Raw genomic sequence first — 23,974 nt, 5'->3', positions numbered from 1 at the left:
CGTGTCGATCAAAGCCATCCTCACCGACATTGAAGGCACCACCAGCGCGGTGAGTTTCGTCTTCGACGTGCTGTTTCCCTACGCCGCCGAACATTTGCCCGAATTTGTGCGCCAGAACGCTTCGCGTGCTGATGTCGCCGAACAGCTCGACGCCGTGCGTCGCGAGAGCAACGAGGCGCAGGCCGATGTTGAACGGGTTGTTGAAATCCTCTTGAGCTGGATCGCCGAAGACCGCAAAGCCACGCCGCTCAAGGCATTGCAAGGCATGGTCTGGGCGCAGGGCTATCAGGCCGGGCAGTTGAAGGGGCATGTCTATCCTGATGCCGTTGAAGCGCTGCAACGTTGGCATGCTGCGAGTTATCAACTGTTCGTTTACTCGTCCGGCTCGATCCAGGCGCAGAAGCTGATCTTCGGTTGCTCGGAAGCGGGGGATCTGACGCCGCTGTTCAGCGGCTATTTCGACACCACATCGGGGCCGAAGCGTGAGGCGCAGTCCTACCGCAACATTCAGCAGGCGGTGGGTGTTGAAGCCGATGAAATCCTGTTCCTGTCGGACATCGTCGAAGAGCTCGACGCTGCCCAGTCGGCCGGCATGAAAACCTGCGGTCTGGCGCGTGAAGGCGGGGAGTTGGCAGGGCACGTGACGGTGGACAGCTTTACTGGAATCGAACCGGAAGCGTTCTGACCATTGCACACATCCCTGTAGGAGCTGTCGAGTGAAACGAGGCTGCGATCTTTCGATTTAGGCATGAAATCAAGATCAAAAGATCGCAGCGTGCCGCAGCTCCTACAAAAATCCTGAGCACATAAAAACAGGCCGTGAAGCGCATGCTCCACGGCCTGTTTTTGTTTAAAGCAAATTACAGCGAGTGATACGTCGGCAGAGCAAAACGCTGCTGGCTCTGCAGCATTGCAATTTGCGGCAGCTCGCTGGCTTGTTCGGCCAGGTCGCGGCGGATCGCGCTGATCGCCCACGACAGTTGGTCACCGGCATGCAGTTGCTGATACGAGAGGGCGCGTTTGAAGACTTTGCCGTCGCTGCTACGCAGAGTGAGCAGGATGCCACCGTCAGGACGTGGGGCAGTGCTGACTTCGTAGTTGGAGAACAGCGATGTAAATTTTTCTTGAATCAGGCTCATGTCATCAGCTCCGTATGTACTTGAATGGCAAGCATGCGGAGGTAGTTGCAGCGTTTGTGCCAGTATTGATGCGAATAAAATCCCTTTAAAATCAATAAGTTGAAGGCATTGCATTTTGCAGGCGTCGTGCAATCTGCATGAATGGCCATCGTGCATCCTGCATTTTGCGTGATTTTTCTCCGTACAACGGAACCAAACGTCCGTACCAGAATCCGCTCTTCCCCGAAGGCGCGACGGGATACAAATCATTGCAAAAACCGCGTGTACAGCCCCGCGAGCACTGACGTACTTTCCTTCTCGACCCACGGCGTAAACGCGTCGGTCGCAGTCATTACCCGATAACAAGAACAGCGGTCTGCACGTCAAGATCGAACGGGGAGCTTTCATGCGTCACGCACCAAGCGACACGATTACCTGGGGCATGATGCTCCGCAAACTGCCGATGATCGCCAAGGCCATCCCCCGGGTGGTCAAAGGCATGAAGGTGGCCAATGTCACGGATCCGACCCAAACGTGCGGCCTCGGCTGGACGTTCGAGCAGGCGACGCTGCGCAATCCCAATGGTGTGGCGTTGTTGCAGGGCGACGTGGCGTTGACCTACACGCAGGTCAATCAGTGGGCCAATCGCATTGCGCATTACCTGAGCGAGCAAGGCATCGGCAAGGGCGATGTGGTCGCGGTGTTCATCGAGAACCGTGCGGAATTGCTGGTGACGATTCTGGCGCTGGCCAAGCTCGGCGCGGTGAGTGCGCTGCTCAATACCTCGTTGATGCGCGACACGCTTGTTCACAGCATCAATCTGGTTGCGCCGGTGGCGATTGTGGTTGGCGAAGAACTGACCGCTGCCTATGCCGGCGTGCGTGATCAGGTTGCGATCGCAGCGCCGCGCACCTGGTTCGTCGCCGATCAGGACACCTACAGCCATCCGGGCATCGCCCCTGAGGGCTACGTCAATCTGATCAGCGCCAGTGCTGACGCCAGCAGCGATAACCCGCCGAGCAGCGCGCAAGTATTCTTCGACGATCCGTGTTTCTACATCTACACCTCCGGCACCACCGGCCTGCCCAAGGCCGGGGTGTTCAAGCATGGACGCTGGATGCGCAGTTCGGCGAGCTTCGGCATGATCGCCCTCGATATGCGCCCGGATGATGTCGTTTACTGCACCTTGCCGCTGTATCACGCCACGGGTCTGTGCGTGTGCTGGGGATCGGCGATCAACGGCGCCTCGGGTTTCGCCATCCGCCGCAAGTTCAGCGCCAGCCAGTTCTGGGGTGACGTGCGCCGCTATCGCGCAACCACCATCGGCTATGTCGGTGAGCTGTGTCGCTACCTGGTCGAGCAACCGGTCAGCGCCGATGACAGCCGCCACGACGTGCGCAAGATGATTGGCAATGGTTTGCGTCCCGGTGCCTGGGCCGAGTTCAAGACGCGTTTTGCCGTCGAGCACATTTGTGAGCTGTACGCGGCGAGCGACGGCAACATCGGTTTCACCAACATCCTCAATTTCGACAACACCGTCGGTTTTTCGCTGATGGCGTGGGAACTGGTCGCTTACGACCATGACAGTGGCGAGCCATTGCGCGGCGATGATGGTTTCATGCGCAAGGTCGGCAAGGGCGAGCAGGGCCTGCTGCTGGCGCGGATCGACGACAAGGCGCCGCTGGACGGTTACACCGACCCGCAGAAAACCGCCCGCGTCGTCCTCCACGATGTGTTCAACAAGGGCGATCGCTTTTTCAACACCGGCGACCTGCTGCGCAGCATCGGTTTCGGCCATGCGCAATTTGTTGATCGCCTCGGCGATACCTATCGCTGGAAGGGTGAAAACGTGTCGACCACCGAAGTCGAGAATTTGTTGCTGCAACATCCGCTGATCGCTGAAGCCGTGGCCTACGGTGTGGAAATCCCCAACACCAACGGGCGTGCGGGGATGGCTGCAATTACTCCCGCCGAATCCTTGGCCACGCTGGATTTCGCTGAATTGCTGAGTTTCGTCCGGCAACGTATGCCGGCTTATGCCGTGCCGTTGTTCTTGCGGGTGAAAGTGAAAATGGAAACCACCGGGACCTTCAAATACCAGAAGACTCGCCTGAAAACGGAAGGCTTTGACCCCGGGCTCACCGGCGATGACCCGATCTTCGCCTGGCTGCCGGGCAGCGAAACCTATGTGCATGTCAGTGAGCAAATCCTCGCTGAAATTCAACAGGGCAAACATCGATATTGAGTGTGGCTATCGGGACGCTCGGAAAAAACCGAGTGACAGCCACCGTCGCGCTCGGGAAACTGTCGGCTTTCCGATAGACCGAAATGGAGTGCCCCATGTCCGACCAAAGCCGCCAGATGACCCCTGAAGAAGCTGCCGAATTCACCGAGCAGGTTTTCAACAAGGCGCGCGACGGTGATGCCGAGATGCTTGATCGCTTGGTCAGCGCCGGGCTGCCGGTGAACCTGAAAAACAGCAAGGGCGACACCTTGTTGATGCTCGCCAGCTACTACGGCCATGTCGATGCGGTGAAGGTCCTGCTTAAACACAAGGCCGATCCGGAAATGCGCAATGGCAACGGCCAGAGCCCGATTGCCGGCGCCGCGTTCAAGGGCGATCTGGCGGTGGTCAAGGCGCTGGTCGAGGCGGGTGCCGAGATTGAAGGTTCTTCCTTCGACGGCCGTACCGCGTTGATGATGGCGGCAATGTTCAACCGCGTTGAAATCGTCGACTACCTGATCGGCCAGGGTGCTGACCCGAAAGCCAAGGACGCCAACGGCGTGACCGCGCTGGATGCGGCGCGGACCATGGGCGCGGTCGACACCACCGCGCAGCTGGAAAAGTTGCTGGACTGATAAACGATCAAAAGATCGCAGCCTGCGGCAGCTCCTACACTTGATGCGTTCGCCAAGTGATCGCAGGGCCTGTAGGAGCTGCCGAAGGCTGCGATCTTTTGCTTTTCTGCGCTATCCTTCGCGCCCTGAAAATTCACCTCCGCCACAGGATCCGCCCTCATGAAAGCCGCACTCGTCGAACTCATCAGCAAAATCAGCTCCGGCTGCATGGGCGAGGACGAGATCCTGAAGGTGGCCGACGAAGCCGCTCAGGCCTACGCCGACGCCGAGGCTTTTCTGGCCGCCAATCCGGACATCAACTACGACGATACTTTCCCGATCCCGCTGGGTGAGTGGGTAGTGGTCGGCAGCCTGCCGGAAACCGTGCTGTTTCAGGCCGATACCTACGTCGATCTGTTCGCACAAATCGTTGCCTCGTTTGGTCCGGGCGTGGATTTCAATCTCAAGCCCAAGCAACTGGCCAAGACCGAAGCACTGACCGCACTCAACCGCATCCAGGTGCAGATGAGCAGCCTGAACAAGGAAAACGGCGGTTACACGTTGATGAACTTCAGCCAGTTGCTCGACGATGAATTGCAAATGGTCCTGGTCTACGGCAACGATGTGCCCCGCGTGCTGGAGTTGTGCGCCGAGGTTGGCATCGCCGCCGCGCCAGCGCTGGAAGCCTTGAAGGTCGCCGTTCACGTCTGAACGCAATAAAAGGGAACCCTGCGCGCGACCGTCTATCCTAAAAGTGCATGCCACTATTCTGGAGCGACACCATGGGTTCCACGTTCAACGGTCTGATTGGCCTGATCATCCTTGCCCTCGACATCTGGGCCATCATCAACGTGCTGAAAAGCGGCGCCTCCACCGGAATGAAAATCGTCTGGGTGTTGCTGATCATCCTCCTGCCGGTGCTGGGCCTGATCATCTGGGCGATTGCCGGACCGCGGGGCAACGTCCGGATCTGACAACACAGCGATCTCCCTTGTAGGAGCTGCCGAAGGCTGCGATCTTTTGATCTTGAACTTGAAAACCAGGATCAAAAGATCGCAGCCTTCGGCAGCTCCTACAAGGATTGTGTCTACGCCATCAAGTGAGGTTCGACCTGTCATCTTCGGCAACGTAGAATGCGCGCCTTTCCCGGGCAATCGTCCCCACGATGGCGCCCGCGCATTTATCGGAGCACTTGACCATGACCGTCACCAAGACCAGCGAGTACCTGGAAACCCTCTACGAAGGCTACGGCCAGCGTTTTCGCATGGAAAAACTGCTGCACGAAGTGCGCACCGAACACCAGCATCTGGTGATCTTCCAGAACCCGCGCATGGGCCGGGTGATGGCGCTGGACGGCGTGATCCAGACCACCGAAGCCGACGAATTCATCTACCACGAGATGCTCACCCACGTGCCGATCCTCGCCCACGGCACCGCCAAGCGCGTGCTGATCATCGGTGGCGGTGACGGCGGTATGCTACGCGAAGTGACCAAGCACGCCGGCGTCGAGCACATCACCATGGTTGAAATCGACGGCACCGTGGTCGACATGTGCAAGGAATTCCTGCCGAACCATTCCGCCGGTGCCTACGACGATCCGCGCCTGAACCTGGTGATCGATGACGGCATGCGTTTCGTCGCCACCACCACTGAAAAATTCGACGTGATCATCTCCGACTCCACCGACCCGATCGGCCCGGGCGAAGTGCTGTTCTCGGAGAACTTCTACCAGGCATGCCACCGCTGCCTGAACGAAGGCGGCATTCTCGTCACTCAGAACGGCACGCCGTTCATGCAGATCGACGAAGTCAAAACCACCGCCGGTCGCCTGCGCAGCCTGTTCCCGGACTGGCATTTCTATCAGGCCGCCGTACCGACCTACATCGGCGGTTCGATGACCTTCGCCTGGGGCTCGACCAACCCGGCCTACCGCAAGCTCAGCCGTGAAACCCTGCAACAGCGCTTCATCGGCAGCGGCATCGTCACCCGCTACTACAACCCGGAAATCCACATCGGCGCGTTCGCCTTACCGCAATACGTGCTGCAAGCGGTCAACAAGCCGAGCAACGACTGATCACGCTGACGTCGCTCTGCAAGGGAGCTTTTGTGGTGTGGGGATAAATCCCCTCGCCACAGAGTCCGCATTATTGATCGGATGGTTATTTTCACCGTTGTCGGCTGTAATCCTTTTGAACCAACTCTCGCGGGAAAAAGTCGAGATAGAGGTAAGCCCATTTACGGGTTGATCGAGGAGGCACTGATGCAAAAGTGGAAAGTCACTTTCGTGGATGATCACGGTGAAATTGTCGATGAAGTCTTCGAACGTGAGGAATGCCCGTCCGATGATGAAGCCGCACGGCTCGTCAAAGAGCGGCTTCTTCCGGTCGCCGCCCAGCTGGATCTCAACGATCTGGAAGGGCGCACCGCCGATGCCGGGGTGAAAAACCTCAAGACCCAGAACGGCATCGAAATCCGCAGCATCACCCCTGTCTGAACACTTCCTGTCATCTCGTAAACCAGGCCTTGGCAGCGGCGCTCTCTTGGGGCTACTCTGCAAGCGAGATCAGCGAATGGATCGCTAAGGTCTGGTCTTGTCAGCTACATGCTTGTTTCCCGCGCGCAACCACGTTGCCGTAGTACTTAGGCCAAAAGGCCCGGGGCGGGAATACGGAAAGTCTATCCATCAATCGAGGGGGACGATTCATGAGCACAGCCTATCAAGAAGACATCAGCAGCAACGTTCTGCGCCGCATGAAAGAAGGCGGTTTCGATTTTTCCCGGTTCCATCCCATCGAGTTCTACGCGATTTTCCCGGACGAGGAGCGGGCGCGCAGGGCAGCAGGCAAATTTCGCGGTGAGTCCATCAATGCCCAGGTCAGTGCGCGCGACGACGGCGCCTGGTCGTTGGAATTGAGCAAAGTGATGTACGCAACCTATGACGACATCGGCGATTTCGAGCAAGGCTTTTCTGCCGTGGTCGAACCGCTGGGCGGCATTATCGAGGGTTGGGGCGTGAAGCAGGAGGTGCGCAATCGTTACCGGTTGAATTGATATTGCGCATTGTTTGTAGGACAACGGCTGACCTTCGGGTCGGCCGTTGTCGTTTCTGGCTTCTGCACATCGCAGTGGCAAAACCCTGAAACAAGAATCCCGGGCAAAAAAAAGCCACCGGAGAGGGTGGCTAAAAGGGAAGACGGGTATGCAATAAAGTCCTGTCGGGGCGGGGCTGCCAAGGCAGTACAGATCAGTTGAGCTGTCTACTTCGCGGCGGCTTGCCGGGGAAGTTTTGCAGCGAATGCGCGGATTATCCGCAGTCGTGGCCGGGCAGTGAAATCAACTCTGACTATGCTGGTGATAGGCGATGCAGTGCGTCGCAATGAAGCGGGGGCAATCGGGCCGGGGCATTTGCCGCACAGGAATGGTGCGCAGCCACCGGCGTGGATCTACAACCGATTGAAATCAAAGCGTTTATGCCGATGGCACGGGCCTTGCGAAGGCCTGTATGTCCGGAGTGACAAGGAGTACGGCATGATCCGCACCTATTTTGACGAGATGTACGATGCCGGCGGCCTGGTCCGCCCGCATTACCGGGAATTTGCCCGCTGGCTGGCCGAGACGCCCGACGAGCTGCTCGCGCAGCGCCGCCGCGAGGCCGATCTGCTGTTCCACCGAGCCGGGATCACCTTCACGCTCTATGGCGACGAGCAGGGCACCGAGCGCCTGATTCCGTTCGATACCATTCCCCGCAGCATCCCCGCCAGTGAATGGCGGATTGTCGAGCGCGGCTGCATTCAGCGGGTCAAAGCGTTGAACATGTTTCTCGCCGACCTCTACCACGAGCAGCGCATCATCAAGGCCGGGATCATTCCCGCCGAGCAGGTGCTGGCCAACGAGCAATACCAGTTGGCAATGCAGGGCCTGGATCTGCACCGCGACATCTACTCGCATATCTCCGGCGTCGATCTGGTGCGCGATGGCGATGGCACTTATTACGTTCTCGAAGACAACCTGCGCACACCCAGCGGCGTCAGCTACATGCTCGAAGACCGCAAGATGATGATGCGCCTGTTCCCCGAGCTGTTCTCCGCCCAGCGCATCGCCCCGATCGATCACTATCCCAATCTGCTGCTCGACACCCTGAAAAGCTCAAGCCCGATCGACAACCCGAGCGTGGTGGTGTTGACGCCGGGACGCTTCAACAGCGCGTTCTTCGAACACGCGTTTCTTGCCCGGGAAATGGGCGTGGAACTGGTCGAAGGTGCGGATCTGTTCGTGCGTGACGACAAAGTCTTCATGCGCACCACTGACGGCCCGAAAGCGGTCGACGTGATCTACCGCCGGCTCGACGATGCGTTCCTCGACCCGCTGGCGTTCAACCCGGATTCAATGCTCGGCGTGCCGGGGCTGCTGTCGTCCTATCGTTCCGGCAACGTGGTGCTGGCCAACGCAATCGGCACCGGAGTGGCGGACGATAAATCGGTGTATCCGTTTGTCACCGACATGATCCGTTTCTACCTCGACGAAGAGCCGATTCTGAAAAACGTGCCGACCTGGCAGTGCCGCAACCCGTCCGAGCTGTCCCACGTGCTGGCCAATCTTCCGGAACTGGTGGTAAAGGAAACCCAAGGCTCCGGCGGTTACGGCATGCTCGTTGGGCCAGCCGCGACGACGGCGGAAATCGATGCCTTTCGTGAGCGCATCAAAGCCAAACCCCACGCCTACATCGCGCAGCCGACGCTGTCGCTGTCGACCTGTCCGACCTTTGTCGAAAACGGCATCGCGCCGCGCCATATCGACTTGCGTCCGTTTGTGCTGTCCGGTCGCGAAACCCGTGTGGTGCCTGGCGGTTTGACCCGTGTCGCGTTGCGTGAAGGCTCCCTGGTGGTGAATTCCTCCCAGGGCGGCGGCACCAAGGACACCTGGGTAGTCGAGGATTGAAGGAAGCTTGCCATGTTAAGTAGAACTGCCTCGGATCTGTACTGGATGTCGCGTTACCTGGAGCGTGCGGAGAATCTCGCGCGCATGCTCGACATCAGTTATTCGCTGTCGCTGATGCCGCAGGACGGGCGCGGCGATGGTCTGCATGAACTCGCCATGCCGTTGCTGATCACCGGCACCCTGGACGATTACCTTGAACGCCACGGCGACCTCCACGCAGAGCGCCTGCTGCATTTCTTCGCACTGGATGCGGCCAACCCGGCCAGTATCTACAGCTGCCTTGGTGCAGCGCGGGCCAGTGCCCATGCCGTGCGCGGGCGAATCACTGCGGACATGTGGGAAAACATCAACGCGACCTGGCTGGAAATTCGTGGCATCGCCGAGCAGGGCCTGAGCCGCTATGGCATGAGTCGTTTCTGTGAATGGATCAAGGAGCGTTCGCACCTGTTTCGTGGCGCCTCATACGGCACAATCATGCGCAACGACGCGTTTCGCTTTATTCGTCTGGGCACCTTTATCGAGCGCGCCGACAACACGCTGCGCCTGCTCGATGCCCGTTACGAAATGGCCGGCGATCAGGCCGAAGCGGTCAGCGATGGCACCGCGCACGCCTATTACCAGTGGAGTGCGCTGTTGCGCGCCTTGTCGTCATTTGAGGCCTACACCGAAATCTACCGCGACGCGCCCGGCGCCCGGCATGTCGCCGAATTGCTGCTGTTGCGCGCCGATGTGCCGCGTTCGCTGCGTGCCTGTACCGAAGAGATTGACCAGATCCTGGCCCAGCTGCCCGGCGCCAACGGCCGCCCGGCACAACGCCTGGCGGCGGAAATGGATGCGCGCCTGCGTTACACCGGCATCAACGAAATCCTCGAAGAAGGCCTGCACGCCTGGCTGACCGAATTCATCCCGCTGGTGCGCCAGTTGGGCAACGCCATTCACAGTTCCTATCTGGAGGCTGCATGAGACTTTCGATAAGCCACGAGACCACCTATCACTACGAAGATCAGGTGCGCGCGAGCATCCAGTACCTGCGCCTGACGCCCCACGACAGCGAGCGCCAGCATGTCCTCAGTTGGCAACTCGACTTGCCGCGTCCGGTGCGTGCGCAGCTCGATCCGTTCGGCAACATCCTGCACGTGCTGACCATGGACGAGCCGCACGAAGCGATCATCATCGGCGCCCGTGGTCAGGTCGATATTGACGAATTGCGCGAGGCCGAACATGAAAGCCAGTCGGCGCTGCCGTTCCTGCGCTTCACGCGCCTGACCGAAGCCGATGAAGCCTTGCGCGAATTTGCCGCGAAGAACTGCAAGCAACGGCGTGATCGCACCGCGCTGATCGACTTGATGCATGGTTTGAATCAGCACATGACCTACACGCCGGGCTCAACCGAAGTCGACACCAGCGCCGCCGAAGCTTTCGCCGGTCGCGCCGGGGTTTGTCAGGATCATACCCATGCGTTTCTCGCCTGCGCCCGCAGCCTCGGGGTGCCGTCGCGTTACGTGTCGGGTTATCTGTACAGCGAAGATTGCGAGCATCTGGCCAGTCATGCCTGGGCAGAAGCTTGGCTGGATGACGCGTGGTACAGCTTCGACGTGACCAACCAACTGGCGCGCCCGGAGCGACACCTGAAGCTGGCGGTGGGTCTGGATTATCTCGACGCCTGCCCGGTCCGCGGCATGCGCCGGGGCGGCGGCTGTGAGCAGATGCATGCGAAGGTGTTCGTCTCGCCGACGCCGGTTATTTCCGTACAGCAACAATAGATTCGGGATACCGCTATCGCTGGCAAGCCAGCTCCCACAGGATGACCGGTGATTCGAACTCTGCGCATACCCTGTGGGAGCTGGCTTGCCAGCGAAGAGGCCAGTAATAACACCCTAAGGCTTACGGCTTAACTTTGCGCCCGGCCATGTGCTTGAGATAGCCCACCAGCATTTCCAGGTCTCCATCCGGCAACAGCTGCGCGGAAAACCCGGGCATCTTCGCCTGCGGCCACTGACGCAAACTCTGCGGATCGCGGATGTAGCGCTTCAAGAAATCCGCCCCGAAATACTCGGTCGGGCTATACGGAATATTCAGATCCGGACCGAACTGCGCGTCTCCGGCACCATTCAACCGGTGACAGGCCAGGCAGTTTTTCTGAAACAGGGCAAAACCCTTGTTCACCGGATCATCGGCCTTCAAGGCAGGATCGGGCAGCAGGGCAGGAAAGCGTTGGGCCACCGGAGCCATCAGCTTGATGCTGGCGACTTCGAACGGCCACTGTTCGGGGCTGATATTGCCGGCCTGCGGATCGGTCCAGACCAGATAGAACGGCCCGGCGCTGTGCTTGTCGGCAGACAGCGGTGGCCACGGCCGCGCCGGGTCCTCGATTGCCAGCCATGCGCGTGCGCCGTCCTTGTTCAGCAAGGGCGCGGCGGCCAACTCTGCGGCAAAGCCATCCAGCGCCACCGCTTGCAAGTGATCCTCCGGCTTGACCCCCTTCAGCAATGCGGCCAGCGGCACGGCCTGATAGGTCATGTCCTTCTTGTAGGAAACATCATTGTTGATCGTGAGAGTTTGCAGCTGAGGATGCTTGAGCAGCTCTTCGGTCTGCCAGGTGCGGCTGTTTGCGCCCAACTGCAGATCCAGTTGTGCGGCAGCCAAGGGCAAGCTCAGTAGCAAGGCACCGAGCGCAATGAGCGTTTTCAAATGATCGCCGTCCATGTCGTGGTAGTGCGCAAAGGTTGGCACAACCGCGCTGGCCCGGGTAGCGGGCCAGTCACATTTTCAGTGGCGATATACAGCACGCGACGTTTGAATCAGCCGATGACCTTGGTCAGATTCGGCAAGATCAACAACAGCGTCGTGGCGAAAAGAATGAGTCCTGCTTGACGTACTTTCGGTTGTTTGAACATGGCTTGACCGCCTTTATTGTTATTTCCTGATGCATGCCTGAGTGCATATCCCTGACGGCACGCGGTGCACTTCCTGTTGAAGGACGCCCGTCTCGGCAAAACCCGACGACGATGGCGTACATCTTCACCTTAGAGCCCGCGTCTGCCTTCGCTTAGATCCATTTCATATGGAGTTCTTTGCAAAAGCTCTTAAAACGGCATGAGGCGTATTGCCAGCTTCTTTGCCGCCCGCTGGCTAGACAACTCGGTGACCTGAACCGGTTCACCTGATGACGGATGACCGTCCGTCTGAGCGTGTGCGTCAAGCGCTTTGAGCAATGTGGTCATTGCTTGCCAGCCGGCACAGGGCGAAAGTGAAGTGACAATAAATCAGGTTCGAGGACGTCATGACTGAAGCTTTGATTTTCGATGCGTTGCGCACCCCGCGTGGCAAAGGCAAGGCCGATGGCGCGCTGCACAGCGTGAAGCCGGTCAACCTGGTGGCGGGTCTGCTGAGCGCCTTGCAGGCGCGCACCGCGCTGGACACCAGTCAGGTCGATGATGTCGTCCTCGGCTGCGTCACGCCGATTGGCGATCAAGGTTCGGACATCGCCAAGACGGCGGTGCAAGTGGCCGACTGGGACGTCAGCGTCGCCGGTGTGCAGATCAACCGTTTCTGCGCTTCGGGTCTGGAAGCGGTGAATCTTGGCGCGATGAAAGTGCGCTCCGGCTTCGAGGATCTGGTGGTGGTCGGCGGCGTCGAGTCGATGTCGAGGGTGCCAATGGGCAGCGATGGCGGCGCCTGGGCGCTGGACCCGCAGACCAACCTGCACAGCCATTTCACCCCGCAAGGCGTCGGCGCCGATCTGATCGCCACCCTCGAAGGCTTCAGCCGGCAGGATGTCGATGCCTACGCACTGCACTCCCAGCAAAAAGCCGCGCGAGCACGGTCCGACGGCTCGTTTAACAAGTCGCTGGTGCCGGTGCAGGATCAGAACGGCATCATCCTGCTTGACCACGATGAGTTCATCCGCGCCGAGTCTACCCTCGAGGGCCTGGGCAAGCTCAAGCCGAGTTTCGAAATGATCGGGCAAATGGGCTTCGACGCCACGGCGTTGCGGGTCTACAGCCATGTCGAGCGGATCAACCACGTGCACACGCCGGGCAACAGTTCCGGGATTGTCGACGGTGCGGCGCTGATGCTCATCGGCTCCGAAGCCAAGGGCCGCGCGCTGGGGCTGCAGCCACGCGCGCGTATCGTCGCCACGGCCGTCACCAGCACAGATCCGACCATCATGCTCACCGGCCCAGCGCCGGCGACCCGTAAAGCCTTGGCCAAGGCCGGACTGCGGGTGGAGGACATCGATCTGTTCGAGGTCAACGAAGCGTTTGCTTCGGTGGTGTTGAAATTCATCAAGGACATGGCCGTCGACCCGGGCAAGGTCAACGTCAACGGCGGCTCGATCGCCATGGGCCACCCGCTGGGCGCCACCGGTTGCGCGATCCTCGGCACCCTGCTTGATGAACTGGAAGCGCGCAACTTGCGCTACGGCCTGGCGACGCTGTGTGTCGGCGGCGGCATGGGCATTGCCACCATCATCGAACGCCTCTGAGCCCCGACTTCAAGGAACCCTGTTATGAGCGAAGCCATTCGTTACGAAAAAGGCCAGGACGCTATCGTCGTGCTGACCATGGACATGCCGGGCCAGAGCGCCAACACCATGAACGCCGTCTACCGCGAAGCCATGGCCGCTTGCGTTGCCCGCTTGCTGGCCGAGAAAGACAGCATTGCCGGAGTGATCATCACCTCGGCGAAGAAAACCTTTTTTGCCGGCGGCGACCTCAATGAACTGATCAAGGTCGGCAAGCCCGAAGCCAAAGCCTTCTACGACATGGTCTTGACCCTCAAGGCGCAATTGCGCAGCCTGGAAACCCTCGGTAAACCGGTGGTCGCGGCGATCAACGGTGCTGCGCTGGGCGGCGGCTGGGAGATCTGTCTGGCCTGTCACCACCGCATTGCTGTCAATGACGCCTCGGTGCAACTCGGACTTCCGGAAGTGACCCTGGGCCTTTTGCCGGGCGGCGGCGGGGTGGTGCGCATGGTGCGCATGCTCGGCATCGAAAAAGCCCTGCCGTACTTGCTTGAAGGCAAGAAGGTGCGCCCGCAACAGGCGTTGCAGGCCGGGCTGATTGATGACCTGGCAGCGGATCGCGATGAGCTGTTGGCCAAGGCGCGCGCCTGGATTCTCGACAATCCGGCGCCAGTGCAGCGCTGGGACGTCAAGGGTTACCAGATTCCTGGCGGCACGCCATCGAACCCGAAAGTGGCGCAGATGCTGGCGATTGCGCCGTCGATCCTGCGCGCGAAAACCCACGGCACCCTGCCGGCGCCGGAGAAGATTCTATGCGCGGCGGTGGAGGGCGCTCAGGTCGATTTCGACACGGCGCACCTGATCGAAACCCGTTACTTCACCGAGCTGACGACCGGGCAGATTTCGAAAAACCTGATCGGTACGTTCTGGTTCCAGTTGAACGAGATCAACGCCGGCGGTTCCAGGCCGCAAGGTTTTGCGCCCTATAAAACCCGCAAAGTCGGTGTGCTCGGCGCCGGAATGATGGGCGCAGGCATCGCGTTCGTCAGCGCCTCGGCCGGTATCGACGTCGTCCTCAAGGACATCAACCTCGCCGCTGCCGAGAAGGGCAAAGCGCATTCCGCAGCGCTGCTGGACAAGAAAGTTGCCCGTGGCCAAATGACTGCCGAACAGCGCGAAGCGGTGCTGGCGCGAATCGTTGCGAGCGAAAGTGATGCCGATCTGGCCGGTTGCGATCTGATCATCGAAGCGGTGTTCGAGGATCGCCAGCTCAAAGCCAGGGTGTCCGCCGCCGCGCAACAGGTCGTGGGCGGCGAAGCGGTCATTGCTTCCAATACGTCGACGCTGCCGATCACCGGTCTGGCGACGGCAGTGCCCGATCAAAGCAAATTCATCGGCCTGCATTTCTTCAGTCCGGTGGAAAAAATGCCGCTGGTGGAAATCATCAAGGGCGCGCAGACCAGCGACGAAACTCTCGCTCGCGGTTTCGATTTCGTTCTGCAAATCAAGAAAACTCCGATCGTGGTTAACGACAGTCGCGGCTTCTTTACCTCGCGGGTGTTCGGCACGTTCACCAACGAGGGCATCGCCATGCTCGGCGAGGGTGTCAGTGCGCCGATGATAGAGACCGAAGCGCGCAAGGCCGGGATGCCGGTCGGGCCTCTGGCAATCTCCGACGAAGTTTCCCTCAGCCTGATGAGCCATATCCGTCAACAGACGGCCAAGGACCTACAAGCTGAAGGGAAACCGCTGATTGAGCACCCGGCCTTTGCCGTGATTGACTTGATGCTCAATGAATTCAAGCGACCGGGCAAAGCTGCCGGAGGCGGTTTTTATGAGTATCCAGCCGGTGCCCAGAAGCATTTATGGCCGGAGCTGAAAACGCGCTTCGAGAAGGCCGACGGACAGATCTCTGCGAAGGATGTGCGTGATCGGCTGTTGTTTGTGCAGGCCATCGAAACCGTGCGCTGTGTGGAGGAGGGCGTGCTGACCTCGACGGCGGATGCCAACGTCGGCTCGATCTTCGGCATCGGTTTCGCCGCATGGACCGGCGGGGCGCTGCAGTTCATCAACCAGTATGGCCTGAAGGACTTCATCGCCCGCGCGCAGTATCTGGCCGAGCAATACGGCGAGCGCTTTACCCCGCCAGCGCTGCTGCTGGCCAAAGCGGCGAAAGGTGAAATGTTCTAAGGCCAGCGAGCATTTCGGGGCTTGCCTTGGCCACGTGTTTCAAGGCAGGCTCTGGGGTGTTCATTATTCCCATCACGTGTCAGGTATTTTTCATGTCGCTGCGCATCTGCATTCTCGAAACCGACATCCTGCGGCCCGAATTGATTGACCAATATCAGGGCTATGGGCAGATGTTCCAGCGCCTGTTCTCGCAGCAACCGATTGCCGCTGAGTTCACTGTCTATAACGTGGTGAAGGGTGAGTATCCAAGTGACGATGAGACTTTCGATGCGTACCTGGTCACTGGCAGCAAGGCCGATTCGTTCGGCACGGATCCGTGGATCCAGACCCTCAAGACCTACCTTTTGGATCGCTACGAACGCGGCGACAAACTGCTCGGCGTGTGCTTCGGCCACCAATTGCTGGCGTTGCTGCTCGGCGGCAAGAGCGAGCGGGCCTCCCAGGGTTGGGGCGTCGGTACCCACAATTACAAGCTGGCAGCCAAGGCACCGTGGATGAGCCCGGTGCGCGAAGAGCTGACACTGCTGATCAGCCACCAGGACCAGGTCACCGAACTACCGGAAAACGCGACTGTGATCGCCTCCAGCGATTTTTGCCCGTTCGCGGCTTATCACATCAACGATCAAGTGCTGTGCTTCCAGGGCCATCCGGAATTCATTCACGATTATTCGCGCGCGCTGCTCGATCTGCGCCAGGAAGCGCTGGGTTCGCAGATTTACAGCAAGGGTGTCGCGAGCCTTGAGCAGGAGCATCATGGCGCTACCGTTGCAGAGTGGATGATGCGCTTCGTGGCGCACAAACCAGAAACGGCTCAACGCTGAAAGGGCCTGCTCCCACAATCCCTGTGGGAGCGAGCCTGCTCGCGAATATCCGGGGCAACGCGGTCCCGGCTACAGCCACCCCGACCGCTTGAAACTCGCCCACAAACTCACACACCCCACCGCAATAAACCCCAGCACCGCAAAATAACCGTAATGCCAGGTCAATTCCGGCATGTTCTGGAAGTTCATCCCGTAAATTCCCGCCACCGCTGTCGGGAACGCCAGAATCGCCGCCCACGCTGCAAACTTGCGCTGCACCACGCTCTGCCGTGATGCCTCGAGCAACACGCCAATCTCGATGGTCTGGCTGGCAATGTCCGCCAGCGTGCTCAGGTCCTCCATTTGCCGCGTCACGTGAATCTGCACATCGCGGAAGTACGGACGCATGTTCTTGTCGATGAACGGGAAACTGAGCTTTTGCAGCTCTTCGCCGATTTCCACCATCGGCGCCGCATATCGACGCAAGCGCACCACGTCACGGCGCAGACCGTGCAGCTTCTGAATGTCACGCTCGTTGAGGGCGCTACACAAGACGTTGCGCTCCAGCTCATCAATCTCGGCGTGGATCGCTTCGCCCACCGGCTGATAATTTTCGATGACGAAATCGAGCAGCGCATACAGGACGAAATCCTCCCCGTGCTCGAGCAACAGCGGGCGCGCTTCACAGCGCTGCCGCACATAGGCGTACGACGCGGAATGGCCGTTTCGTGCAGTGATGATGTAACCCCTGCCGGCGAAGATATGCGTTTCGATAAATTGCAAGACGCCGTTTTCGCGAACCGGTGAGTAGGTGACGATAAACAGAGCGTCACCAAAAGTTTCCAGTTTCGGTCGGCTGTGTTTTTCCAGCGCGTCTTCGATGGCCAGTTCATGCAGGTTGAACTGTCGTTGCAGGTTGGATAATTCCTGTGCGTCCGGTTCTTCCAGACCGATCCAGACGAAGTGGCCGGGTTTGGCGGCCCAGGCAGCACCTTCGTCCAGCGAAATATTGGAGACTTTCTTACCCTCGCTGTACACCGCAGCAGCAACAACTCGACCCATGGTGGTGATTCACTTCTTCTTGGCAGATGGCAGGGAAACTAGGCTTCAGCTTAGCCGTGTCGCTGCTTGAGAGTCAGTGAAACTTCTACAGTTCACCCGGCAAAAGAAAACCCGCACGGGGCGGGTTTGGTTTCACGCGGCTTGCAGTTGCCGATCCATCGATTCGATGCACTCGCGCATCTGCTCGCGGCATCGCTCGATCAGCATGGGCATGTCGTCCATGGTCAATCCGACTGTAGGAATCGCCGGCAAGGAACGTATGAGAACGTTGCCACTGCGCCAGCGATTCAGGCGCATGTGCTTTATATAGCTGCTCACGCACACCGGAACGATCGGCACGCCAGCGGCAATCGCCATCTGGAACGCGCCTTTCTTGAACGGCAACAAATCTTCACCGAGGTTGCGGGTGCCCTCCGGGAATACCCAGATCGAGGTGTCTTCGTTCTGCAAGGTGTGGGTCGTCGTCAGCATCGACTGCCGCGCCTTGTGCGCATTGCCACGGTCGATCAACACATTGCCGGCCAGCCAGAACAACTGGCCGAACAACGGCACCCACTTCAGGCTCTTCTTGCCGATACAAACGGTGCGACGAGGGACGACATTGCCGAACACGAACAGATCGTAGTTTGACTGATGGTTGGCGATGATCACGCAACTGTCGGGCTTGTTCATCAAGCCGTTGACCTCGGACTTGACCCGTAAACGCAAGATACACATCGCCGGCAAAGCGTAGAGGCGGGCACACAGTCGGCTGTTGTCCGGGTTGAACGGGCGGCACAGTCCAAGGATCACGCCGAGCACGCCGGCCAGAATAAAGTGCAGGCCCATCAACAACATACGAAACACAAACAGCATTTTTGCAGGCCCACCGGGACAAAAGGTGGCGCAGTGTACGGATGTGCACTGTTTTCGGCAATTGCCGCTATAGAGTCCGGAGATGGCCGATGTTTAAGCGCATGTTTCAGTCTTGCCTGTCAGGCGCGTCCTAGAGCTTTCCGCGAATCTTCGACGTGGGACGTAAGAAAAAGCCCGACACGAGGGTCGGGCTATTCACTTACCGGCAGATCCTGGACGAATCAGCCCAGATGTTGCTGATCCTGCAGGATGGCGTCGTCAAGAGTTTCCAGCAGTTGCTTGCGCACTTTCAGCTTGGTGTTCTTGTGCGCGAGCATGTTGATCTTCTTCAACTGGCGCGCGGCAGCCAGCGCGGCGCCCTGTAATTCTTCGGCAGTGACGACTTTGTCGAGGAAGCCTGCATCAACGGCACTTTGCGGATCGAACATCTCGCCATTGATCACCGACCGATGGAACGCCGAACGCCGCAAGCGATCACGCGCCAGCTCGATACCGGCGTGGTGCATGGTCATGCCGATCTGCACTTCGTTCAGGCCGATGCTGAACGGGCCATCGACACCGATGCGGTAATCGGCGGACAACAGCAGGAAAGCACCCTTGGCCACGGCGTGCCCCGGGCAAGCGACGATCACCGGGAACGGGTGAGAGAGCAGGCGGCGGGCCAAGGTCGAACCGGCTGTCACCAGCGCAACTGCTTCTTTGGGGCCTGCGGTCATCACCTTCAGGTCATACCCGCCCGAGAGGATCCCCGGCTGCCCGGTAATGATCACCACGGCGCGATCCGCCACCGCCTGATCCAGCGCCGCGTTAAACGCCGCAATCACATCCGGAGAAATCGCGTTGACCTTGCCATTGTTCAGGGTCAGGGTCGCGATACCGTCTTCGAGGTGGTAGGCAATCAACTCGCTCATGACGCTATTCCTTATTAGAAAGATGGGCAGACGTTACCCACCGCCGCAGGCCAGGTAAAGCGCCGTGACTGACCTGCCAGTCACCGTTTTGCGCTTCGGCCAGCGTCGCGCGCGTGTTGCCTGCTATAAAGGAAGCGTGCGGCTTACCCGAGATTGGCGGGTTTGCCATCGCCCGCTCTGGCTGAACGCAGCGGCCTCTCTTAAGCGCATGAAAATTCTGAAAAAAAGTTTGCCATCGGAAAAGCTTTCGACTACATTAGCGCGCCTCGACAGACAGAACATGTCTGCAGAGATACGGTGAAGTGTCCGAGTGGCTTAAGGAGCACGCCTGGAAAGTGTGTATACAGGAAACTGTATCGAGAGTTCGAATCTCTCCTTCACCGCCACATTCTGTAAACGCAAACCCCTGATTTTCCTAGAGAAAGTCGGGGGTTTGTGGTTTTTGGCGTTTGGAAAAGTTGCTAAAGGACCACTGGTTCGAAGCCTCTGAAACGTGAGTTGGCAGTCTTTTATTACCAAGAAGTTGTACAAAACCCTGTCACCCGTCGAAATCTCCTACACGCCTCATTGACCCTCCGAACCGTCCCGAGTTTACTGTATGCGCATACAGTAAATTCACTATCAGGTTCGTATCATGAGCGTCACCATCCTCGGCCCTTTGTCAGGTGCGGGCGAAAAGCTTGCGCTGTATTCGTTTCGGATTCCCGCCGGTTTTCCTTCGCCCGCGGCTGATCACATTGAAAAGCACATCTCTCTGGACGAGGTTTTTGATATTCGTGCACCGCACGTTTATCTGGCGAAGATCGAAGGCGAGAGCATGCAGGACGCGGGGATATTTTGCGGTGATCTGGTGATCGTCGATCGCAGCCTGAATGCCGAGCACGGCGATATCGTCATCGCCGGTCTCAACTCCGAACCTGTCTGCAAGCGCCTGCACATGCGCGACAACACCGTCATCCTTCTTTCGGCCAACAGCAAATACCCGCCTCGCTACGTGATGGAAGGGGATGAGCTGGTGATCTGGGGTGTGGTGACTTACAGCGTGCGCGACCATGGCAAATCGTGAGCAGGTTTTCGCGCTGATCGATTGCAACAGCTTCTATGCCAGCTGCGAGCGAGTGTTCCGGCCCGATCTGGCGAAGACGCCGATTGTCGTGCTGAGCAATAACGATGGCTGCGTGATTGCCCGGAGTTATGACGCCAAGCCCTTTGTGAAAATGGGCGCGCCGTATTTCCAGATTCGCGATGATTTGCGCCGCCACGGCATTCAGGTGTTCAGCAGTAATTACGCCTTGTACGGCGACATGAGCGAACGGGTGATGACGATCATCGAATCCATGGTGCCGGCGGTCGAGGTTTACAGCATCGATGAGGCGTTCGCCGATCTCAGCGGCATTCCTGGGGACCTGACCGCGTTTGGCCGCACCATCCGCTCTGCTGTTTATAAGCGCACCGGCATCCCGGTCGGCGTCGGCATCGCCCCGACGAAAACGCTGGCCAAGCTCGCCAACCACACCGCGAAACGCCTGCAAGCGCATACCGGTGGCGTGGTCGACATCTGCGATCCGTCCAAACGCGACTGGGTGCTGCGCAATACCGATGTCGGTGAAGTGTGGGGCGTCGGGCGGCGGATGAAAGCTCATCTGGAAAGCATGCAGATCAGAAGCGCGATGGACCTGGCGAAGGCCGATCCGTGGACGCTGCGGCGCAAGTTCAGCGTGGTGATCGAGAAGACCGCGCGCGAACTGGGTGGCACATCCTGTCTGGAACTGTCGGAAACAGAACCGCCGAAGCAGGAAATTTGCAGCAGCCGCATGTTTGGTAACCGTTTGACTACCATCGAACCGATCAAGGAAGCCGTGGCGACTTATGTGCACCGAGCGGCGGAAAAGCTGCGCGCGCAGAATTCGCTGTGCAAGAAGATCCGCGTGAGTATCCGCACCGGCATGTTCAATCCGGATGAGGCCAAGTACGCCAACGGCGCGCTGATCGAGTTGCCTTATCCGACCAATGATGTGCGGTTGCTGAGCAAGGTCGCGAGCGAGGCGGTTGATCGATTGTTCCGGCCGGGCTTCAAGTACAGCAAGGCTGAAGTGTTATTGATGGATCTTCGGCAGCCCGGAGAGTTTACCGACGACTTGTTTGCCCAGTCGCAACCGCAGACGGCGGAGAAGGTGATGGGGGTGCTGGACCAGATTAATCGACGCTGGGGGCATGGAACGTTGCGAGCGGGGAGTGTGCCGGCTGATCCGGCCTGGGGCATGCGGCGGGAGATGATGAGCTCGAGTTTTACGACGAAGCTGGATCAACTGTGGGTCGTTAAATCCAATTGAGGCACGGGTGCCAGGCCTGGTGCCGCGCTACAATCGCCGCCTTCACTTTTGCAGTAAAAGGACGACTTTCATGATCATTTCCACCACTCATTCCGTCGAGGGGCGGCAGATCACGGCCTATCTGGACATTGTCAGCGCCGAGTCTGTGCAAGGGGTCAACGTGATCCGCGATATGTTCGCCGGCATGCGCGACTTCTTTGGCGGGCGCTCGCAGACGTTGGAGCGGGCTCTTAAAGAAGCACGCATTCAGGCCACCGACGAACTGAAAGATCGAGCGCGCGCATTGCAGGCTGACGCGGTGGTCGGCGTGGACTTCGAGATCAGCATGCCGGCAGGCAAGGGTGGCATGGTCGTGGTGTTTGTCACCGGAACGGCGGTGAAGCTGCGCTGATTATTGCTATGAAGACAAAGCCCACTCGCACGAGGAATGGGCTTTTTTCGCGTCTATCAGCCTTGAGGCTTGAGCAACACAGCGCCTCTTGCGTCATAGGTCAGCGGTGTATCGATGGCAACGAGGGGCGGTGTCCCGTCAGGCTGCGCCGATGGTGCGGGCTCGCTGGCATGGTAGACGACGCCCGGCTGCAGAAGCGGTTTGTCCGGGTATTTGATGGTGATTTCACCCGAGGCGATCTTTTCCTTGAGTTTTTCCGCACCGGCCTTGCCGGCAGCGATCTGCTCGTCCGTGAGTTTTACGACTGGCATGTTCGGGAATCCATTGATCTGCATGATCTCTCCTTGAGATTCATTTATAGGAATAAGGGCAGCGGCCGTTCGACGGAAATCTTTAGCGAATGATCGCGTGCGACGCTTTTTTCCATTCGTCGGTGATCAGCCTTTCTGAACAGCAAGTCCAGTAGTGACCAGCTAGTCTCAAAAACGCTGAGGGACGATATTTTCCAGGCAAAACTGTTTTGCCGGTGTCGACCCGGTTGCGTAGGGGAGAGTCTATGTCAGGTCCATTTATCGAAGATGATGGCGCAGAGTTTTCATTCAACAATTGTGTGCGCTGCGGTCAGTCGGAGTATCAGTCGGGGTTTGGCGAGGATCCGGTCAGCATCGGCAAAATCAAATCCACGGCCCCCAAAGGGCCGAAAGCGAAATTCCTGCCCAAGGTCACGGCAAGGACCAGAAAGTGATTTCATCCTGCACCCCGTCACTGAACGGGGTTTTTTATATGCGCAAGAATAGGGGTTTGAAATCTCTGGCAGGCAATTGACATTAATGTCGGTTTTTTTTCACAAACTTTTCACGTTGGCCAACGTAGTGTGAAGCCATCCGTTAGAAAGCAAGTCTCCAGCCCGTCTCCCCAGCGGGCTTTTTTTTGCCCGGCATAAAACCTTTTCCCTGATTGCGGTCCAATCGACGCTGCCGCCCGCGTCTGGACTTTCCTGCGCCGAGCGCATTAAATCCCGCTCCTTTTCGTCATCCCGTTTATTTGAGGTTTTCGTCATGCGTTTAACACTGCCTGCTCTGGTTCTTGGCCTTCTGGTTGCTCAAAGTGCAATGGCTGCCGGTGATGGCACCGCGGCGCTGGGCGGTGGCCTGGGTGGCGCGCTGGGTAACGTGGTCGGTCAGAAAATGGGCGGCAGCACCGGTGCCGCCATTGGTGCTGGCGTCGCGGGCGCAGCGGGCAGCGCAGTCGCCGCACGCAAGGGCAGCCGTACCAAAGCGGCGATCGGCGGAGGTGTCGGTGCGGCCGGTGGTTCGGTGATCGGCAACAGCCTGGGCGGCCGCAACGGCGCCACCATCGGTGCAGGTCTGGGCGGCGCGGCCGGCGGTGCCGTCGGCAGCAACCTGGGCAAAGGTCACAAGCGCCACTGAGGCTGATGGCCTGTCAGAAAAAGCCCGACTCGATGTCGGGCTTTTTCATGGCTGAACGTTTCGTCCGAAATCATCTCCAATCTGCATACGCCCCGCTTGGGCGGACTGTCCCGATTCGGGAACTGCGAGGTTCATATGCGATTGTCATTATCTGCACTGTTTTTTGGCTTGGTCGTGGCGCAGGGCGCGATGGCGGCCGGAGACGGCACCGCTGCCGTAGGCGGTGGTCTCGGCGGTGCGCTGGGTAATGTGGTTGGCGGACAACTTGGCGGCAGCACGGGCGCAGCGGTCGGCGCAGGTGTTGGCGGCGCGGCCGGCAGTGCCGTCGGCGCGAACAAACGCAACCGCACCGAAGCCGCGATTGGCGGCGGTCTTGGCGCAGCAGGCGGCTCGGTCGTCGGCAACAGCCTCGGCGGCTCCACCGGCTCCGCCATTGGCGCAGGCCTAGGCGGCGCAGCAGGCGGCGCGGTAGGTAACAATCTTGGCGACGACGACGGCGGATCTCATTCCGGCGGCCACAAGCACAAGAACAAGAACAAACACAAAAATAAACATCGCTGAATGATCAACGAAAACCCGGCCTGGCCAGACTGTGTGAAAACGCACTGATGGTGGTTCCAGCAAACGCCCCGACTTGTTC

At 59.0% G+C, this 23,974-nt stretch carries 26 protein-coding genes and 1 tRNA gene; 21 read left to right on the top strand and 6 right to left on the bottom strand.

What is annotated here, in order from left to right; all coding sequences use genetic code 11:
- Position 1 precedes the first annotated feature (1 nt).
- Complete coding sequence (mtnC, locus tag D8U60_RS26780) at positions 2-685, top strand: acireductone synthase (RefSeq protein ID WP_130901349.1); 684 nt, start codon at positions 2-4, stop codon at positions 683-685.
- A gap of 175 nt (positions 686-860) precedes the next feature.
- On the opposite strand, the gene D8U60_RS26775 is transcribed toward mtnC, so the two are convergent.
- Positions 861-1,139 (bottom strand): DUF3509 domain-containing protein, encoded by a 279-nt coding sequence (locus D8U60_RS26775; RefSeq protein WP_016773780.1) that lies wholly within the window; start codon positions 1,137-1,139, stop codon positions 861-863.
- A 385-nt stretch (positions 1,140-1,524) separates the two neighbouring features.
- Here D8U60_RS26775 and D8U60_RS26770 point away from each other — a divergent pair, with 385 nt between their 5' ends.
- The 10 genes from D8U60_RS26770 (at position 1,525) to D8U60_RS26725 (ending at position 10,657) form a co-directional block, all read left to right on the top strand.
- Positions 1,525-3,363 carry a long-chain-acyl-CoA synthetase gene (locus D8U60_RS26770; RefSeq protein ID WP_130901348.1) on the top strand — a complete coding sequence of 613 codons (1,839 nt, stop codon included), beginning with the start codon at positions 1,525-1,527 and terminating at the stop codon, positions 3,361-3,363.
- Between the two features lie 95 nt (positions 3,364-3,458).
- On the top strand, positions 3,459-3,977 hold the full coding sequence (locus D8U60_RS26765) for an ankyrin repeat domain-containing protein (protein WP_122699015.1): 519 nt from the start codon (positions 3,459-3,461) through the stop codon (positions 3,975-3,977).
- A gap of 159 nt (positions 3,978-4,136) precedes the next feature.
- Positions 4,137-4,667 carry a hypothetical protein gene (locus D8U60_RS26760; protein WP_122699014.1) on the top strand — a complete coding sequence of 177 codons (531 nt, stop codon included), beginning with the start codon at positions 4,137-4,139 and terminating at the stop codon, positions 4,665-4,667.
- A 71-nt stretch (positions 4,668-4,738) separates the two neighbouring features.
- Positions 4,739-4,930: a PLDc N-terminal domain-containing protein gene (locus D8U60_RS26755; RefSeq protein WP_016773784.1), complete on the top strand. Its 192-nt coding sequence runs from the start codon at positions 4,739-4,741 to the stop codon at positions 4,928-4,930.
- 224 nt (positions 4,931-5,154) lie between these two features.
- A complete protein-coding gene (gene speE / locus D8U60_RS26750) occupies positions 5,155-6,030 on the top strand; it encodes a polyamine aminopropyltransferase (protein WP_016773785.1) in 876 nt (291 codons plus the stop codon).
- Positions 6,031-6,216: 186 nt separating this feature from the next.
- The gene (locus D8U60_RS26745; RefSeq protein WP_016773786.1) at positions 6,217-6,450 is read left to right on the top strand and encodes a hypothetical protein; all 234 of its coding nucleotides are present in this window, start codon (positions 6,217-6,219) and stop codon (positions 6,448-6,450) included.
- Between the two features lie 209 nt (positions 6,451-6,659).
- A complete protein-coding gene (locus D8U60_RS26740; RefSeq protein ID WP_003223226.1) occupies positions 6,660-7,007 on the top strand; it encodes a ribonuclease E inhibitor RraB in 348 nt (115 codons plus the stop codon).
- Positions 7,008-7,484: 477 nt separating this feature from the next.
- Complete coding sequence (locus D8U60_RS26735) at positions 7,485-8,894, top strand: circularly permuted type 2 ATP-grasp protein (RefSeq protein WP_016773787.1); 1,410 nt, start codon at positions 7,485-7,487, stop codon at positions 8,892-8,894.
- 12 nt (positions 8,895-8,906) lie between these two features.
- Positions 8,907-9,857, top strand: coding sequence for an alpha-E domain-containing protein (locus D8U60_RS26730; RefSeq protein ID WP_016773788.1), 951 nt, complete (start codon positions 8,907-8,909; stop codon positions 9,855-9,857).
- Positions 9,854-10,657 carry a transglutaminase family protein gene (locus D8U60_RS26725; protein ID WP_016773789.1) on the top strand — a complete coding sequence of 268 codons (804 nt, stop codon included), beginning with the start codon at positions 9,854-9,856 and terminating at the stop codon, positions 10,655-10,657. The genes D8U60_RS26730 and D8U60_RS26725 overlap by 4 nt, the downstream gene beginning before the upstream one ends.
- Positions 10,658-10,778: 121 nt before the next feature.
- Here D8U60_RS26725 and D8U60_RS26720 read toward each other — a convergent pair whose 3' ends face one another.
- Positions 10,779-11,600 (bottom strand): cytochrome c, encoded by an 822-nt coding sequence (locus D8U60_RS26720; protein ID WP_130901370.1) that lies wholly within the window; start codon positions 11,598-11,600, stop codon positions 10,779-10,781.
- 577 nt (positions 11,601-12,177) lie between these two features.
- Here D8U60_RS26720 and D8U60_RS26715 point away from each other — a divergent pair.
- From D8U60_RS26715 to D8U60_RS26705, 3 genes are all read left to right on the top strand, one after another.
- Positions 12,178-13,383 (top strand): acetyl-CoA C-acetyltransferase, encoded by a 1,206-nt coding sequence (locus D8U60_RS26715; protein WP_122880964.1) that lies wholly within the window; start codon positions 12,178-12,180, stop codon positions 13,381-13,383.
- A 24-nt stretch (positions 13,384-13,407) separates the two neighbouring features.
- Complete coding sequence (locus D8U60_RS26710; RefSeq protein ID WP_130901347.1) at positions 13,408-15,552, top strand: 3-hydroxyacyl-CoA dehydrogenase NAD-binding domain-containing protein; 2,145 nt, start codon at positions 13,408-13,410, stop codon at positions 15,550-15,552.
- Positions 15,553-15,644: 92 nt separating this feature from the next.
- Entirely contained in the window at positions 15,645-16,373 is a 729-nt protein-coding gene (locus D8U60_RS26705) for an amidotransferase (RefSeq protein WP_130901346.1), read from the top strand.
- Between the two features lie 69 nt (positions 16,374-16,442).
- Here the strand turns inward: D8U60_RS26705 and D8U60_RS26700 are convergent, their stop codons facing one another.
- The 3 genes from D8U60_RS26700 to D8U60_RS26690 form a co-directional block, all read right to left on the bottom strand.
- Complete coding sequence (locus D8U60_RS26700; protein WP_122612025.1) at positions 16,443-17,414, bottom strand: magnesium and cobalt transport protein CorA; 972 nt, start codon at positions 17,412-17,414, stop codon at positions 16,443-16,445.
- A 132-nt stretch (positions 17,415-17,546) separates the two neighbouring features.
- A complete protein-coding gene (locus tag D8U60_RS26695) occupies positions 17,547-18,269 on the bottom strand; it encodes a 1-acylglycerol-3-phosphate O-acyltransferase (protein WP_076566842.1) in 723 nt (240 codons plus the stop codon).
- Positions 18,270-18,490: 221 nt separating this feature from the next.
- Positions 18,491-19,180: a crotonase/enoyl-CoA hydratase family protein gene (locus D8U60_RS26690; RefSeq protein ID WP_076566844.1), complete on the bottom strand. Its 690-nt coding sequence runs from the start codon at positions 19,178-19,180 to the stop codon at positions 18,491-18,493.
- 296 nt (positions 19,181-19,476) lie between these two features.
- On the opposite strand from D8U60_RS26690, the gene D8U60_RS26685 reads away from it, so the two are divergent.
- From D8U60_RS26685 to D8U60_RS26670, 4 genes are all read left to right on the top strand, one after another.
- Positions 19,477-19,566, top strand: a tRNA-Ser gene (locus D8U60_RS26685).
- A 248-nt stretch (positions 19,567-19,814) separates the two neighbouring features.
- Complete coding sequence (gene umuD, locus D8U60_RS26680; RefSeq protein WP_130901345.1) at positions 19,815-20,246, top strand: translesion error-prone DNA polymerase V autoproteolytic subunit; 432 nt, start codon at positions 19,815-19,817, stop codon at positions 20,244-20,246.
- Positions 20,233-21,513, top strand: coding sequence for a Y-family DNA polymerase (locus D8U60_RS26675; protein ID WP_130901344.1), 1,281 nt, complete (start codon positions 20,233-20,235; stop codon positions 21,511-21,513). The genes umuD and D8U60_RS26675 overlap by 14 nt, the downstream gene beginning before the upstream one ends.
- Before the next feature lie 70 nt (positions 21,514-21,583).
- Positions 21,584-21,904 (top strand): YbjQ family protein, encoded by a 321-nt coding sequence (locus D8U60_RS26670; protein WP_016773801.1) that lies wholly within the window; start codon positions 21,584-21,586, stop codon positions 21,902-21,904.
- Between the two features lie 56 nt (positions 21,905-21,960).
- On the opposite strand, the gene D8U60_RS26665 is transcribed toward D8U60_RS26670, so the two are convergent.
- Positions 21,961-22,239, bottom strand: a complete 279-nt coding sequence (locus D8U60_RS26665; protein WP_130901343.1) for a hypothetical protein — start codon at positions 22,237-22,239, stop codon at positions 21,961-21,963.
- A 221-nt stretch (positions 22,240-22,460) separates the two neighbouring features.
- Between D8U60_RS26665 and D8U60_RS26660 the strand changes: the two genes are divergently transcribed.
- From D8U60_RS26660 to D8U60_RS26650, 3 genes are all read left to right on the top strand, one after another.
- Positions 22,461-22,649, top strand: coding sequence for a hypothetical protein (locus D8U60_RS26660; protein ID WP_024012286.1), 189 nt, complete (start codon positions 22,461-22,463; stop codon positions 22,647-22,649).
- Positions 22,650-22,962: 313 nt separating this feature from the next.
- A complete protein-coding gene (locus D8U60_RS26655; RefSeq protein ID WP_122698971.1) occupies positions 22,963-23,334 on the top strand; it encodes a bacteriocin in 372 nt (123 codons plus the stop codon).
- Positions 23,335-23,469: 135 nt separating this feature from the next.
- Positions 23,470-23,895 (top strand): YMGG-like glycine zipper-containing protein, encoded by a 426-nt coding sequence (locus D8U60_RS26650; protein WP_130901342.1) that lies wholly within the window; start codon positions 23,470-23,472, stop codon positions 23,893-23,895.
- Positions 23,896-23,974 lie beyond the last annotated feature (79 nt).

Source organism: Pseudomonas sp. Sample_11 (assembly GCF_004307505.1).
Lineage (GTDB): Bacteria > Pseudomonadota > Gammaproteobacteria > Pseudomonadales > Pseudomonadaceae > Aquipseudomonas > Aquipseudomonas atacamensis.
Note: the sequence above shows the minus strand (reverse complement) of the source record. Positions and strands in the feature narration are given on the sequence as shown.